The 14,377-nt window shown below is 31.2% G+C and carries 18 protein-coding genes; all 18 read left to right on the forward strand.

Annotation, left to right across the window (positions count from 1 at the left end):
* Positions 1-18: 18 nt before the first annotated feature.
* Genes flgC through LRB30_RS02450 form a run of 18 tightly spaced genes read left to right on the forward strand, consistent with a single transcriptional unit; the run spans position 19 to position 14,376 of the window.
* Positions 19-477: a flagellar basal body rod protein FlgC gene (flgC, locus tag LRB30_RS02365; protein WP_231014129.1), complete on the forward strand. Its 459-nt coding sequence runs from the start codon at positions 19-21 to the stop codon at positions 475-477.
* A gap of 11 nt (positions 478-488) precedes the next feature.
* Entirely contained in the window at positions 489-824 is a 336-nt protein-coding gene (gene fliE / locus LRB30_RS02370) for a flagellar hook-basal body complex protein FliE (protein ID WP_231014130.1), read from the forward strand.
* A gap of 14 nt (positions 825-838) precedes the next feature.
* Entirely contained in the window at positions 839-2,548 is a 1,710-nt protein-coding gene (gene fliF, locus LRB30_RS02375; protein WP_231014131.1) for a flagellar basal-body MS-ring/collar protein FliF, read from the forward strand.
* 15 nt (positions 2,549-2,563) lie between these two features.
* Complete coding sequence (fliG, locus tag LRB30_RS02380; protein WP_002556889.1) at positions 2,564-3,598, forward strand: flagellar motor switch protein FliG; 1,035 nt, start codon at positions 2,564-2,566, stop codon at positions 3,596-3,598.
* Between the two features lie 14 nt (positions 3,599-3,612).
* The gene (gene fliH, locus LRB30_RS02385) at positions 3,613-4,533 is read left to right on the forward strand and encodes a flagellar assembly protein FliH (RefSeq protein ID WP_231014132.1); all 921 of its coding nucleotides are present in this window, start codon (positions 3,613-3,615) and stop codon (positions 4,531-4,533) included.
* A gap of 18 nt (positions 4,534-4,551) precedes the next feature.
* Positions 4,552-5,862 carry a flagellar protein export ATPase FliI gene (gene fliI / locus LRB30_RS02390; RefSeq protein WP_231014133.1) on the forward strand — a complete coding sequence of 437 codons (1,311 nt, stop codon included), beginning with the start codon at positions 4,552-4,554 and terminating at the stop codon, positions 5,860-5,862.
* Positions 5,859-6,290, forward strand: coding sequence for a flagellar protein FlbA (locus LRB30_RS02395; RefSeq protein WP_231014134.1), 432 nt, complete (start codon positions 5,859-5,861; stop codon positions 6,288-6,290). The genes fliI and LRB30_RS02395 overlap by 4 nt, the downstream gene beginning before the upstream one ends.
* Positions 6,283-6,900, forward strand: a complete 618-nt coding sequence (locus tag LRB30_RS02400) for a periplasmic-type flagellar collar protein FlbB (protein WP_231018815.1) — start codon at positions 6,283-6,285, stop codon at positions 6,898-6,900. Before LRB30_RS02395 ends, LRB30_RS02400 begins: the two co-directional genes overlap by 8 nt.
* A gap of 7 nt (positions 6,901-6,907) precedes the next feature.
* Entirely contained in the window at positions 6,908-8,092 is a 1,185-nt protein-coding gene (locus LRB30_RS02405) for a flagellar hook-length control protein FliK (protein WP_231018819.1), read from the forward strand.
* Between the two features lie 13 nt (positions 8,093-8,105).
* Complete coding sequence (flgD, locus tag LRB30_RS02410; RefSeq protein WP_231018822.1) at positions 8,106-8,549, forward strand: flagellar hook assembly protein FlgD; 444 nt, start codon at positions 8,106-8,108, stop codon at positions 8,547-8,549.
* Between the two features lie 4 nt (positions 8,550-8,553).
* Positions 8,554-9,882 carry a flagellar hook protein FlgE gene (flgE, locus tag LRB30_RS02415; RefSeq protein WP_231014244.1) on the forward strand — a complete coding sequence of 443 codons (1,329 nt, stop codon included), beginning with the start codon at positions 8,554-8,556 and terminating at the stop codon, positions 9,880-9,882.
* A gap of 20 nt (positions 9,883-9,902) precedes the next feature.
* Positions 9,903-10,127: a flagellar FlbD family protein gene (locus LRB30_RS02420; RefSeq protein WP_231014246.1), complete on the forward strand. Its 225-nt coding sequence runs from the start codon at positions 9,903-9,905 to the stop codon at positions 10,125-10,127.
* Positions 10,124-10,906 (forward strand): motility protein A, encoded by a 783-nt coding sequence (locus LRB30_RS02425; RefSeq protein ID WP_231014247.1) that lies wholly within the window; start codon positions 10,124-10,126, stop codon positions 10,904-10,906. The genes LRB30_RS02420 and LRB30_RS02425 overlap by 4 nt, the downstream gene beginning before the upstream one ends.
* Complete coding sequence (gene motB, locus LRB30_RS02430; protein WP_231014248.1) at positions 10,906-11,688, forward strand: flagellar motor protein MotB; 783 nt, start codon at positions 10,906-10,908, stop codon at positions 11,686-11,688. The genes LRB30_RS02425 and motB overlap by 1 nt, the downstream gene beginning before the upstream one ends.
* A 49-nt stretch (positions 11,689-11,737) precedes the next feature.
* Entirely contained in the window at positions 11,738-12,274 is a 537-nt protein-coding gene (fliL, locus tag LRB30_RS02435) for a flagellar basal body-associated protein FliL (RefSeq protein ID WP_231014249.1), read from the forward strand.
* Between the two features lie 37 nt (positions 12,275-12,311).
* Positions 12,312-13,370, forward strand: coding sequence for a flagellar motor switch protein FliM (fliM, locus tag LRB30_RS02440; RefSeq protein WP_231014250.1), 1,059 nt, complete (start codon positions 12,312-12,314; stop codon positions 13,368-13,370).
* Positions 13,371-13,415: 45 nt separating this feature from the next.
* On the forward strand, positions 13,416-13,757 hold the full coding sequence (gene fliN / locus LRB30_RS02445; protein ID WP_231014251.1) for a flagellar motor switch protein FliN: 342 nt from the start codon (positions 13,416-13,418) through the stop codon (positions 13,755-13,757).
* Positions 13,750-14,376, forward strand: coding sequence for a flagella biosynthesis regulatory protein FliZ (locus LRB30_RS02450; RefSeq protein WP_231014254.1), 627 nt, complete (start codon positions 13,750-13,752; stop codon positions 14,374-14,376). Before fliN ends, LRB30_RS02450 begins: the two co-directional genes overlap by 8 nt.
* The last annotated feature ends 1 nt before the right edge of the window (position 14,377 follow it).

The raw sequence follows: 14,377 nt of genomic DNA on the forward strand, positions 1-14,377 counted from the left end.
TATCTTAAGGAATATAAAATGGGATTGTTTTCAAGCATTAATGTAGCTTCAACGGGATTAACAGCGCAAAGGTTAAGGATTGATGTTATTTCTAATAATATTGCAAATGTTTCTACTTCTAGAACTCCTGATGGTGGGCCTTATAGAAGGCAAAGGATTATTTTTGCACCAAGGATTAATAATCCTTATTGGAAAGGGCCTTTTATTCCAGATTATCTTGATAATGGCATTGGTCAAGGAGTTAGGGTTGCTAGCATTGAAAAAGATAAAACTCCATTAAAGTTAAAATATGATCCAACACATCCCGATTCAATAAGTTTTGGGGATAAAAAAGGTTATGTGGAGCTTCCCAATGTTAATTTAGTTGAAGAAATGGTAGATATGATTTCGGCTTCTCGTGCTTACGAGGCAAATTCTACTGTCATAAATAGTAGTAAGTCTATGTTTAGAAGCGCGTTAGCTATACTTCAAGGCTAAAGGAGAGATCATTGGTGAGAATAGATGCTTTTTTTACAGAAAATAATATTAATTTGGTTAAAAAAAATCCTTTACATTTTGATGTAAATCTTTTTAATTCTAAAAGTAATGCCAAAGACAATGATATTAAAACTTTTAAGGATGTTTTAATAAATTCGATTACTGATGTCAACAAAAGCCAATTAGATGTTTCTAAAGTTACAGAACAAGCTATTCTTAGGCCTAGTAGCATTGATGTTCATGATGTTGTAATAGCGATGTCTAAGGCAAATATGAATTTAAGCATTTTAAAGGCCGTTGTTGAAAGAGGTGTTAAGGCTTATCAAGATATAATCAATGTTCGTTAAGGAGCCATAAGATTTTGAGCAATTTTTTTACTAATTTTTTTGTTTCAGCTAAAGGAATCTTCAAAAAAGCTAGTACGGTTCAGAAAATAGCCCTGGGATTGATTATTTTTTTTGTGATTCTTGCGCTTGTTTTTTTAATAGGGTTTTCTACTAAAAGTCAAAGTATTGCTCTTTTTGGAGTTGAAATTAAAGATCAATATCTCCTAGATAGGATATCGCAAAGACTTGATAGAGAAAATGTTAAGTATTTTTTGAGTTCCGATGGAAGAATTTATTTAGATGATGAAAAGCTTGCAAAAAAAATGAGAGCAATTCTTGTCAGAGAAGAGCTTGTGCCTGTTCATATGGATCCATGGGCTTTGTTTGATATTGATAGATGGACCATTACTGATTTTGAAAGAAGCATTAATTTAAGAAGATCTATTACAAGAGCAGTTGAACAGCATATTGTGGCTTTAGATGATGTTGATGCTGTTAGTGTAAATCTTGTTATGCCCGAGAAAGCTCTTTTTAAAGAGTCTCAAGAGCCTGTTAAGGCATCTGTTAGAATTACTCCAAGACCTGGTTCTGATATTATTACCAATAGGAAAAAAGTTGAAGGACTTGTTAAACTTATTCAGTATGCCATTGAAGGTCTTGAATCTGATAATATTGCTATTGTTGATAATAGCGGAACTATCTTAAATGATTTTTCTAATTTAGGTGGAATAGATAGAATAGACTTGGCAGAAAAAGAACGCAAGTTAAAGCTTAAGTATGAAGCTATGCTTAGGGGTGAAATCGACTCTGCATTAAGTAAGGTTTTGTCTGTTGATAGATTTATGATAGCAAGAGTAAATGTAAAACTTGATACTTCAAAAGAAACCATAGAGTCCAAAGAGTATGCTCCTATTGAGCTTCAATCCCAAGATCCAAAAGCTTCTTATAATACTAGAAAAGTAAGTGATTCAACCATTATATCTTCTCAGACTCAAAAAAAAGAATATCAGGGGCAAGGGTATAGTCCTTGGGGACCCCCTGGGCAGGAAGGAAATACTCCGCCCGAATATCAGGATTTAAGCGATATTACTGGTAAATATAATGAGTCTCAAGAGATCAAAAATGTTGCTTTAAATGAAAAAAAATCTACAAGTGAAAAAGAGCCTGCTAGGATTGTAGGTGTTTCTCTTGGTATTTTCGTGGATGGTATTTGGAATTTTGTGTACGATGAGAAGGGGAGTTTCGTAATAGAAAATGGAATGAGAAAAAGAGAATATAAGCCTATGTCATTAGAAGAAATAAAAAGCATTGAAGATGTTTTGCAAAGTTCTTTTGAATATAAGCCAGAAAGAGGTGATTCAATAACAGTTAGAAATATATCTTTTGATCGTATGAATGAATTTAGAGAAATAGATGAAAATTATTTTGCAAGTGAAAGGTTTAAATATTTTTTATTTATTGTAAGTGTAGTATTTTCATTATTAATTTTGGTATTTACGATATTTTTTGCTATTTCTAGGGAACTTGAAAGACGAAGACGTCTTAGAGAAGAGGAATTAGCAAAACAAGCGCATTTAAGACGTCAACAAGCTTTGATGGATGGTGGTGATGATATTGGCGTTGATGATGTTGTTGGTGGGATTAGAGAAGGTGATGAGCTTCAAAGCAATGCTGAGCTTTTAGCCAGAGAAAAGCCAGAAGATGTTGCTAAGCTTATAAGAACATGGCTTTTGAAAAACGCGTAAAAGGTAGTAATTGATATGGAAGAAAAAAAAGAAAAGGAGATTTTGGATGTTTCTGCTTTAACAGGAAAGCAAAAAGCTGCTATTTTGTTGGTTTCAATAGGTTCTGAAATCTCTTCTAAAGTGTTTAAGTATCTTTCTCAAGAGGAGATAGAGTCTTTGACATTTGAGATAGCAAAGCTTGAGACAATTACTTCTGAGCTTAAAGACAATGTTCTTTTAGAGTTTAAAGAATTGATGATGGCTCAAGAATTTATTCAAAAGGGCGGAATTGATTATGCAAGAGAGCTTCTTGAAAAATCTCTTGGGACTCAAAAAGCAGTTGATATTATTAATAATTTGGGTTCTGCTTTACAGTCTAGACCCTTTGAATTTGTAAGAAGAGCAGATCCTGCAAATATTTTAAACTTTATTCAGCAAGAACATCCCCAAACAATTGCTTTAATTCTTTCATATCTTGATCCTCAAAAGGCTTCTTTTATTCTCTCTAGTTTACCTACAGAGGTACAAACCAATGTTGCAAGAAGAATTGCATTAATGGATAGAACTTCTCCTGAGGTTGTAAGAGAGGTTGAGAGAGTTCTTGAGAAAAAACTAGCTTCTCTTTCTTCAGAAGATTATACATCAGCAGGAGGAGTTGACAATGTTGTTGAGATAATTAATATGGCTGATAGAAAGACAGAGAAGTTTATTATTGAATCTCTTGAAGAAGAAGATCCGGAGCTTGCAGAAGAGATTAAGAAAAAAATGTTTGTATTTGAGGATATAGTTTTGCTTGATGATAGATCTATACAAAGAGTTTTAAGAGAAATAGATGGTCAAGAGTTAGCAAAAGCTTTAAAATCTGTAGATATTCCTGTCCAAGAAAAAATTTTCAAAAACATGTCAAAAAGAGCGGCTTCAATGCTTAAGGAGGACATGGAATTTTTGGGACCTACTAGGCGAAAAGATGTTGAAGAATCGCAGCAAAAAATTGTTTCTCTTATTAGAAAATTAGAAGAACAGGGAGAAATAGTTATTTCAAGGGGTGGTGAAGAAGATGTGCTTGTCTGATAAAGGAGTTTTGTTTGCCTAAGGTTTTATATAAATCATCAGAAGTTGATAATTTAGTAAAGTTTGAGTTTATTGAAATAGCAAAGCCTGTTTTTCAATCTTTAGAAATCAAGGAGAAGGAAAGCAGAGTTTACGACATAGATAGTCAAATCTCCAATCTTAAAGAAGAGTTGCAACTTTTAAGAGATGAAAAATTACGACTTGAAGAAGAGCTTGCTAAAAGACAAGAGCTTGCCAAAGAGGAAGTTCAAATTGAATCTAAGCGGCTTATTGAAGAGGCTAAGGTAAGGGCCAATGAAGTATTAGAGGCGGCCAAACAAGAAGCAGATCTTTTGCAAAGAGAAGCTATTTATAAGAAAGAATCTATTGAGACTGAATCTAATGCTGAGATTGAAAGATTAGCAAGAGAGTATGAAGAAAAATTAAAAACAGATCTTGATATGGCAATAGCTAAAGGCAGGGAAGAGGGATATAGCAAAGGTTATGAAAGTGGTTTTGAAGATTTTGACAAAGTTATGAGAAAATTGCATGCCATAATAGCATCTTTGATTGCCGAAAGGAAAAGCATTCTTGAATCCTCGAGCGGCCAAATAGTAAGTCTTGTTATGCAAATTGCAATTAAGGTTATTAAGAGAATTACAGATTCTCAAAAAGATATTGTCTTGGAAAATGTTAATGAGGCTTTAAAAAGAGTAAAAGATAAAACACATATTACCATTCGCGTAAATCTTGATGATTTAGATATTATTAGGCATAAAAAAAGTGATTTTATTTCTAGATTTGATATTATAGAAAATTTAGAGATCATAGAGGATCCCAACATAGGCAAAGGTGGTTGTATAATTGAAACTAATTTTGGAGAGATTGATGCGCGCATTTCTTCTCAACTTGATAAAATAGAGGAAAAGTTTAAAAATTTTTCTCTATTAAGTTAAGTATCTAAAGGAATTTTAGTGAGCAATTTTTTTGAAAATTATTTAAGACAAGTAGATGATGTTGAAACTGTTTCTTTTGTTGGCAGGGTACAGAAAATAAAAGGTCTTTTAGTTGAAAGTTTGGGGCCTCAGTGTGCCATTGGAGATTTGTGTTTAATTGCCCAAAGAAATGGTAAAAAGGTGTGTGCAGAGGCTTTAGGATTTAACGGTCCTTATGTTAGCCTTATGGCTTATGAAGGATTTAGTGGTATTGAAGTTGGAAATAAAGTTTATTCTTTAAACAAAGGGTTAGAGATAAATCTTAGTGATGAGCTTTTGGGTAGAGTTATTGATTCTCTTGGTAGACCCATTGATAATAAAGGGCCATTTTTGAACAATAGTTATAAAGAGTTAATTTTTGAAAAAATTAATCCAATTAGTAGAAGTATTTTTGAAGATCAAATATTAACAGGAGTTAAAGTTCTTGATGGGTTTTTGCCAGTTGCAAAAGGGCAAAGAGTCGGTATTTTTTCTGGTTCTGGCGTTGGTAAATCTACTTTGCTTGGTATGATTGCAAAAAATTCAAGTGCAGATGTAAACGTTATTGCTTTTATTGGAGAAAGGGGTCGAGAGCTTAATGAGTTTGTTGAACATGAACTTGGTGAAGAGCGTTTAAAAAAAAGTGTTTTAGTTGTTTCAACTTCTGATGAATCTCCCATTTCAAGGTATAAGGGTGCTTATGTTGCTACCATGATAGCAGAATACTTTAGAGAGCAAGGTAAAGATGTGGTTTTGCTTTTTGATTCTATTACTAGGTTTGCAAATGCTAAAAGAGAAATGTCTCTTTCTTTAGGGGAGCCTCCGGTAGCTAAAGGTTATCCGCCTTCTGTTTTTGTTGAAATTCCAATTTTACTTGAGAGATCAGGTTTTAATGGTAATGGGGGAAGTGTTACTGGGTTTTATACTGTTCTCGTTGAGGGAGATGATTTTACAGAGCCTGTAGCCGATAATATTAAGGCTGTTTTAGATGGTCATATTATTTTAGACAGAGATTTGTTTGACAGGGGAATTTATCCCTCAATAAATGTTTTAAGTTCAACTTCAAGATCTATTCATAGAATAATGAGCTTAGAAAAACAAAAATTAATAATGAAAGCTAGAAATTTATTGTCTATTTATAAAGATTATGAAGATCTTATTAGAACAGGAATTTATCTTAAAGGATCCAATAAGGATGTTGATTTTGCAATTTCCAAGTATCCTAAGATTATTAATTTTATTTCTCAAGGAATAAATGAAACATTTGATTTTGAAAATTTAGAAGATGAAATAAAGGAAATATTATCTTGAATGATTTAAACTTTAGAAAACAAAAGCTTAATAGGATATTAACGATTAGAATCTACTTTCGAAAGCTAAGCGAGAAAGACTTAATGAATATAAATAAGAAAATTTCAAAAATAAATCAGTTTTCAGATGGAATTTCCAATCTTTTAAAAAACTTGAATGGCTTTGATGATCTTTATATAAGAGGTTATATAGACTGTTTAAATCGTAAAAAAGCTCAAAATTTTAAAATTCTTGAAGAGCTTAGAAAGCAGTATAACGAGTATTATGATATTTATGTGGATAAATATAGACAAGAAAAAAAGATTGAAATATTAATAAAAACTTTAAATAATTCTATAATTAAAAATAGAGAAAAAAAAGAAAGCTTATTGTTAGATGAGCATGTAAATTATAAAGTTTGTCAAAATCTAAGGAATGAAAGTGAATAATTTTTTATCGTTCTTTTTTAGGGCATTTTTTTTGTTATTTTTAATTGTTATTTTATTTTTCTTTGTATTATTCTTTATTGATTTTATTGGAATGTATAATACTAAAAGATATTTCCCTGAATTTGTAAGAACTAAGCTTTTAGGAGAAACTTCTCTGGTCTTTGGTCATAATTCTAATATAATTCTTGATGAAGCTAGACTTGTAAAGGAACGAGAAGCTATTGATATTAAGAATCAACAGATTGAAAAACTTAAAGAAGATCTAAAGTTAAAAGAAGATAGCTTAAATAAACTTGAATTTGAGCTTAAGCAAAAGCAGAAAGATTTAGATTTAAAACAAAAAATAATAGATGACATTATAAATAAATATAATGATGAAGAAGCAAATATTTTGCAAACAGCTGTATATTTAATGAATATGCCACCAGAAGATGCTGTTAAGCGGCTTGAAGATTTAAATCCTGAGCTTGCTATATCTTATATTCGGAAAATTGAAGAGCTTTCCAAAAAAGAAGGTCGTTTATCGATTGTCCCTTATTGGTTATCTCTTATGGATTCTAAAAAAGCTGCTATATTGATTAGAAAAATGTCTGTTAGTTCGTTGGAGTAGTGTGTATATGAATAATTTATTAAATTTAAGTAAAGCTTATGGTAACAAATTAAATCTTTTGAATACAATTAAAGGATTAAATTTAAATGTTTCTAAAATGGAATTTAGAGAAAATGCAAGCTCTTTTTTAAATGTTATGTCTTCTGAATCTAAAAAATTAGCCAAAGCAAAATTTATGATATTTGATTTTTTAAATTTTTTTAAAGACAATGGGCTTATTGCTAAAAATTTAAAAAATTCACCTTTAAATAAATCCCTTTTTTTAAAAAAACTTGATAATGAGGCTTTTGTTTCTGATTTGAAATCTTTGATTGCTAGAATGAGTGTTTTTTTAGATTTTGAAGGCTTGGGTTTAAATAGCATTAAAGAAAGCTTATCATCTAATTTTGATTTTCTAGGTAAAGAAAAATTTTTTGAAAAAATCGAAAGACTTTGTTTAACTTTTGATAATTTGAGTTCTTTTTTGGGTTTTGATTTTTTAACTGTTTTTATTGATGATTATTATAATCAAATAAGCTTGAATGATAAAAAGGAAGAAAAAAATGTTATTAGCATTGATGTGAAAAATTTCAAAAAGAATAATGGTGATCACAATGATTTTGTTTTTTCAAAATTTAGCTTAAATGCAATTGATGGTCAAAATTTTATTGATAGGTATAAAGTTAAAGAAATATCAAATGATTCTTTAAAAGGCTTTGTTGAAGAATTTGCTAATTACAATATAAAAAGCTCTAAAGAGGTTGAAGGTTTTGATTTTGTTAACAGTTTAAAGCCTGAGTGGAATCTTAAGATTAATAAAAATATTGTGGATAAAGCTAAAGTTGTGTTAAAATCGAATAATACAGGAGAGATTAAGTTGGTTTTAAAGCCCAAAGAGCTTGGTAGTATACGAATTAATTTAAACCTTGATTCGAATAATAATTTATTGGGAAAGATCGTAGTGGATAATCAAAATGTTAAAATGCTTTTTGATCAAAATATGCATTCATTAAATAAAATGCTTGGTGAAAGTGGTTTTAATGCTAGCTTAAATCTTTTTCTTGCGGGTGAGAATTTGAATTCTTTTACTGGAGATTTTAAAGACGACCCTAAGGATCAAAATTTTCATTTTGGTTATAATAAATTTTTTCAAATTGAAGAAGAAGTTGAATTTTCTTACGATGTAGATAAAAATGTTAATTTAATTGTTTAGAGGGTGTAGTTAAATGAATAAAATGAACGGCATTGAAAATGTTTCTAATTTAAATATTAGTAGTAAAGTTAAAAAAAAAACAGATTTTAATGTTGAGAATATATCTAATAAGGTTAATCTTGGCAAGGATGATTTTTTAAAGTTACTTATTACTCAACTTAGGTATCAAGATCCTACAAATCCAATGAAGGATAAAGAATTTATTGCTCAAATGGCGCAATTTTCTTCTCTTGAACAAATGACCAATATGAGTAAGTCATTTGAAAAACTTTCATCTTCTTTAGGAATAAGAAAAGATTTGGATTTATTAGGCAAAGTAATTAAATTTCAACATGGTGATGGGGAGATTGTTGAAGGTCGTGTTACAAGCATTAAGACAGGTGAAATACCTCAAGTTATGGTTAATGGTAATTATTATGTATATAAGAACATCTTATCGGTAGGTTTGGAGGAGTAATTATATGATGAGGTCTTTATATTCTGGTGTTTCTGGGCTTCAGAATCATCAAACAAGAATGGATGTTGTTGGTAACAATATCGCTAATGTAAATACAATTGGCTTTAAAAAGGGAAGGGTAAATTTTCAGGATATGATATCGCAGTCTATTTCTGGAGCTTCTCGTCCTACTGATGCTCGTGGTGGGACTAATCCCAAGCAAGTTGGATTAGGCATGAATGTTGCCTCAATTGACACTATTCACACTCAAGGAGCTTTTCAAAGCACTCAAAAAGCATCTGATCTTGGGGTTAGTGGCAATGGATTTTTTATTTTAAAAGAAGGTAAAAATTTATTTTATACAAGAGCCGGTGCTTTTGATGTGGACTCTGATAGACATCTTGTAAATTCTGCAAATGGAATGCGAATTCAAGGTTGGATGGCAAAAGATTTAGAAGGTGAAAAGGTTATCAATACGGCTTCTGATATTGAGGATCTGATTATTCCTATTGGAGATAAAGAGGGGGCAAAATCTACCAAAAATGTTACTTTTGCTTGTAATCTTGATAAAAGATTGCCTTTAATTCAAGAGGGTGCAAGTCCTGCAGATATTGCACGTGGAACTTGGGTTATCAATAAGTCATTGTATGACAGTTTTGGAAATGTTAGCGTTCTTGAGCTTAGAGTTGTGAAAGATCTAAATACGCCTAATTTATGGAATGCAGCAGTATTAATAAATGGTGAGCAAAATTCAAATTTTACACTTGGATTTGACAATGAAGGAGCATTGGCGTCTTTAAATGGCCAACCAGGTCAAAAAGGAGATGTTCTTCAAATTCCTATAACATTTAATGTTTTGGGAGCAAATGTAGGTGAAGCTGGTGAGCAGCAAACTGTAAATTTGAAATTAGGAACAGTTGGAAGTTACACTGATTCAATTACTCAGTTTGCTGATTCTAGTAGCACAAAGGCTATTATTCAAGATGGATATGGCATGGGATATATGGAAAATTATGAAATTGATCAAAATGGTGTTATAGTTGGCATTTATTCAAATGGCATAAGACGAGATCTTGGCAAGATTGCTCTTGCTTCTTTTATGAATCCCGGAGGACTTGCAAAATCAGGTGATACTAATTTTGTAGAAACAAGCAATTCAGGTCAAGCTAGAATAGGCGAAACTGGACTTGCTGGACTTGGTGATATTAGATCTGGTGTTCTAGAAATGGCCAATGTTGATCTTGCAGAGCAGTTTACAGATATGATAGTGACTCAAAGAGGATTTCAAGCAAACGCCAAAACTATTACCACTTCTGATCAATTATTGCAAGAACTTGTAAGATTGAAAAATTAATCTAAGATTGTTTTTAGCATATGATTTTTGTAACTAAGCTTAATGGTGATGGATATTATTTAAATCCCTATCATATTGAAAGTATTGAGGCTAATCCTGATACTACAATTCTTCTTATGAATGGTAAGAAGTTAGTTGTGAAAGAAAAAGTTGAAGAGGTGGTCAATAGGATTAAGTTGTATAGAAAAGAAGTTGCTTCTTTTGAAAAAATTTTAGGAGAAGAAAATGGGGGCGTTGAATTATGAATTTAGCTAGTATAATTGGGTGGGGGGTTGGATTTGGATCTATTTTAATTTCTATGGCATTTACTCCCACTGGATTTGGTGTTTTTTGGGATTTAAGCTCTGTTTTTATTACTGTTGTTGGATCTTTTTCTGCTCTGATGGCTTCTTCAGAAGTTGTTGCTGTAAAAAAAATTCCAACGTATTTGGGATTTTTCTTTAGAAGAAATTCATATGCTAAGGTTTCTATTATAAAAATATTAGTAGAGCTTTCAGAAAAGGCTAGAAAAGAAGGCCTTTTATCTCTTGATGATGAGCTTGAGCAAATTAATGATCCATTTTTTAAGTCAGGAATGAGACTTGTTGTTGATGGTGCAGATCCTGAGGTAATTAGAACTATGCTTTATTTAGAGCTTGATCAAATGCAAGAAAGACATAAGGTTGGTTCAGATCTTTTTAAAACTTGGGCAAAGCTTGCTCCAGCTTTTGGTATGACAGGTACTCTTATTGGGCTTGTAGCTCTTCTTGGCAATCTAGAGGATAAATCTGCTCTTGGTTCTTCTATGGCTGTTGCTCTTATTACAACTCTTTATGGAACTATAATGGCAAATTTAATGTTTATTCCTGTTCAACTTAAGTTGGAAAAAATTGATACTGAGGAGGCTGCAGTAAAAACAATGATAATTGAGGGCGTTTTATCAATTCAGTCTGGAGATAATCCTAGAATTTTAGAGCAAAAATTAATGACGTTTTTAACCCCCAAAGATCGAAGTCAGCTTAATAGTAGCATTGGTGGTGAATAATGGCTTTGCGAATTAAGAAACCTTCAAAATGTGATGAAGGATCTCCAGATTATATGGTAACTTATGGAGACATGGTTACTTTGCTTCTTGTGTTTTTTGTTACAATGTTTTCATTAAATGATATTATTTTTCAAGAAAATGTGATAAGAATAATGTCTGCTTCTTTCACGGGTGCAGGATTTTTTAAGGGTGGTAAAACTTTAGATTTTAGTAAATTATCTTATTTGAGTAATAGTTTCATGTCTTTGCCTTCTTCTGTGCGCAATAAACAAGCATCTCAGACTGCTAAAAATAAATCTATGATTGAATTTATTGATAAGATTCAGTCTAAAAATATTTTAGTTAGACAAGAAGAAAGAGGTATTGTGATATCTCTTGCAGCAGATGCATTTTTTGATTCTGCTAGTGCAGATGTTAAACTTGAAGAGAATAGGGATTCTATTCAAAAAATAGCATCTTTTATTGGTGTTTTAAGTTCTAGAGGCTATAATTTTAAAATAGAAGGACATACTGATAATATTGATACTGATGTAAATGGACCTTGGAAAAGCAATTGGGAGCTTTCAGCCGCTAGATCTGTTAATATGCTAGAACATATTTTGAACTATTTAGATCAATCTGATGTTAAAAGCATTGAAAATAATTTTGAAGTATCTGGTTTTGGTGGAAGTAGGCCTATTGCAACAGACGATACCCCTGAGGGCAGAGCTTATAATAGAAGAATTGATATATTAATTACTACTGATGCATCTTTAAGTTTCCCTAAGGAAATTAAGCAGTAAGTAATTCTTTTTAATTTTAAAGAAGAAAATTAATAGGAGGAATTTTATTATGCCTAATAAAGACGATGACAATTTAGATATGGGGGATTCTAATGTTAATAGAAAAGGCGGTTTATTGCCTGATATTATAATAAAAATTTTACAGATACTTGCAATAGGAATATTTACAGTTGCAATAATGATAATTGTTTCTTATTTTGTATCTAAAATGGTGGTAAGCCAAAGTGGAGCTCCTAGTGATTTTCCAGTTTTTTCTAATGAATACTTAGGAAAGCCACCTATGCTTATATGGTATGAAAGTATAGATGAGATTAGAGGTAACACTTTAGACGTTCCTCCAAAAACTTTTGTTGTAAAGCTTGCTTTAGGATATGCAGAAAATAATGTTAATATTCTTAATGAACTTGGAAGACAAAAAGTGCGCTTAAAAGACATTATTAGAGAATATTTTAGCCAAAGAACTGGTCAAGAAATAAAGAATGAAAGTCAAATAAAAGCAGAAATTAAGGCAAGAATTAACAGTATTCTTAGAAATGGAGAAATAAAAGAAATAGCATTAACCCAAATTGATATTTTTGATATGTAATAAATTTAAAAGGATTTTAAATTTAAAGGAATTTTGAATGGCAAACAATCCAGGAGCTTTATCTCAAGATGATATAGATAGTCTTTTAGAGTCTATTAATTCGTCTGAAAGTTTATCCTTAGACGAATCTCTTTCTAATGTTATATCTAGTCCTACAGGTAAAAAGCAGAAAGTTAAGGTTTATGACTTTAAAAGGCCAGATAAATTTTCAAAAGAGCAAGTTAGAACAGTTTCGAGTTTTCATGAGGCATTCGCTAGGTATACTACAACCTCACTTTCTGCTCTTTTAAGAAAAATGGTTCATGTTCATGTAGCCTCGGTTGACCAATTAACCTATGAAGAGTTTATTAGGTCAATACCCAACCCTACAACTTTGGCAATAATAAATATGGACCCCCTTAAAGGATCTGCTATTTTTGAAGTTGATCCAACAATAGCATTTGCCATAGTAGATAGGCTTTTTGGCGGTGATGGAGATACGATTAAAGATAAAAGTAGAGATTTAACAGAAATTGAGCAGTCTGTCATGGAAAGTGTTATTATTCGCATACTTGCTAATATGAGAGAGGCTTGGTCTCAAGTGGTTGATTTAAGACCAAGATTTGGGCATATTGAGGTTAATCCACAGTTTGCTCAAATAGTGCCTCCCACGGAAATGATTATTTTAGTTACTCTTGAGGTTAAAATAGGAAAAGTAGAAGGGCTTATGAATTTTTGTTTGCCTTATATTACTATAGAACCTATTGTTTCAAAATTATCAACAAGATATTGGCATTCTTTGATTGGAGTTGGAACTACCAGTGAGAATCTTGATGCTTTGCGTGAAAAGTTGGAAAATACAGCGATGCCTTTGGTAGCAGAAATAGGAGAAGTTAAACTTAAGGTAAAAGAAATTTTATCGCTTGACAAAGGTGATGTTTTAAATCTTGAATCTTCTCTAATAAATAAGGATTTAACTTTGAAAGTTGGTACTAAAGAAAAGTTTAAATGTAGAATGGGTTTAATGGGAAATAAAGTTTCAGTACAAATTACAGAAAAAATTGGAGACATAAAGGGTTTTGATTTATTAAAAGAGCTTACAGAAGAGGTTGAGTGATAGTTATTTTATTTATTAAGACTTAAATTATTAAGAGGTTAAATTATGAGCGTAGATGAAAAAAGTGATAATGGAGAAAAGCCAGAAATAAGAGGGGTTAAGCTTCCTGATTTAATTGACACTTTACCAGAAGGAGTTGATCCTAGTAATTTTGGGCTTTTAATGGATGTTTCTATGCAGCTTACTGTAGAGCTTGGAAGAACAGAGCGCAAAATAAAAGACATACTTGGTATGTCTGAGGGAACGATTATTACTCTTGATAAACTTGCTGGTGAGCCTGTAGATATTTTAGTAAACGGTAAAATAGTTGCCAGGGGAGAAGTGGTTGTAATTGATGAAAATTTTGGAGTTAGAATTACTGAGATAATTAAAACTAAAAATGAATAATAAATTTTTATTTTTGGTTTTTTTAGCGTTTTCTAATTTTTTTATATATGCTGATTCACAAGGGCAGGTAAATTCAATATCTGCCGATTTAGAAAATGAATCTAGCTTACCAATCTTTGAAGAAGATAAGGCAAATCCTGCTAACAATGATAGTGCTCAACCAGTTTCTCTTTTTAATATTTTAGATTTAGTTAAGATAGTTTTATTTTTACTTATTGCTTTTTTTATCTTTTTCTTATTAAAGAAGTTGATTTTTTATTCAAAAAAAGGCAAATATGAACAAAATTCTAATTTGATTAAGGAGCTTGTTTTTTACGAGATAGATGTTAAAAACTCAATAAGAATTATAAACATATTAGACAATGTTTACATATTTTTGATTTCTAGTAATTCTTCTACTTTGCTCAAAGAGATTAAATCTGAAGAAGAACTGGAAGATTTAAAACTCAGGCTTAGCAAAATTAATGATTCTGCTAAGAAAGATTCTTTTCAATCAATCTTTAAGAAAATGTTGCTCAAAAAAGAAGAGATTCCTTTTTCTGGAAATGATTATGTTAAACTTGAGAAGAAAATTGAGACTTCGCTTAAGGATAAACAAGATAGATTAAAAAAATTTTAGA

Origin of the sequence: Borreliella americana (genome assembly GCF_021043605.1) — a bacterium.
Taxonomy (GTDB): Bacteria; Spirochaetota; Spirochaetia; order Borreliales; family Borreliaceae; genus Borreliella; species Borreliella americana.

What these genes read in the sequence shown, in the direction of transcription:
- flgC (WP_231014129.1), top strand. Translation starts at nt 19, where the DNA reads ATGGGATTGTTTTCAAGCATTAATGTAGCTTCAACGGGATTAACAGCG.
- fliG (WP_002556889.1), top strand. Translation starts at nt 2,564, where the DNA reads ATGGAAGAAAAAAAAGAAAAGGAGATTTTGGATGTTTCTGCTTTAACA.
- LRB30_RS02405 (WP_231018819.1), top strand. Translation starts at nt 6,908, where the DNA reads ATGAATAATTTATTAAATTTAAGTAAAGCTTATGGTAACAAATTAAAT.
- flgD (WP_231018822.1), top strand. Translation starts at nt 8,106, where the DNA reads ATGAATAAAATGAACGGCATTGAAAATGTTTCTAATTTAAATATTAGT.
- flgE (WP_231014244.1), top strand. Translation starts at nt 8,554, where the DNA reads ATGATGAGGTCTTTATATTCTGGTGTTTCTGGGCTTCAGAATCATCAA.
- LRB30_RS02420 (WP_231014246.1), top strand. Translation starts at nt 9,903, where the DNA reads ATGATTTTTGTAACTAAGCTTAATGGTGATGGATATTATTTAAATCCC.
- LRB30_RS02425 (WP_231014247.1), top strand. Translation starts at nt 10,124, where the DNA reads ATGAATTTAGCTAGTATAATTGGGTGGGGGGTTGGATTTGGATCTATT.
- motB (WP_231014248.1), top strand. Translation starts at nt 10,906, where the DNA reads ATGGCTTTGCGAATTAAGAAACCTTCAAAATGTGATGAAGGATCTCCA.
- fliL (WP_231014249.1), top strand. Translation starts at nt 11,738, where the DNA reads ATGCCTAATAAAGACGATGACAATTTAGATATGGGGGATTCTAATGTT.
- fliM (WP_231014250.1), top strand. Translation starts at nt 12,312, where the DNA reads ATGGCAAACAATCCAGGAGCTTTATCTCAAGATGATATAGATAGTCTT.
- fliN (WP_231014251.1), top strand. Translation starts at nt 13,416, where the DNA reads ATGAGCGTAGATGAAAAAAGTGATAATGGAGAAAAGCCAGAAATAAGA.
- LRB30_RS02450 (WP_231014254.1), top strand. Translation starts at nt 13,750, where the DNA reads ATGAATAATAAATTTTTATTTTTGGTTTTTTTAGCGTTTTCTAATTTT.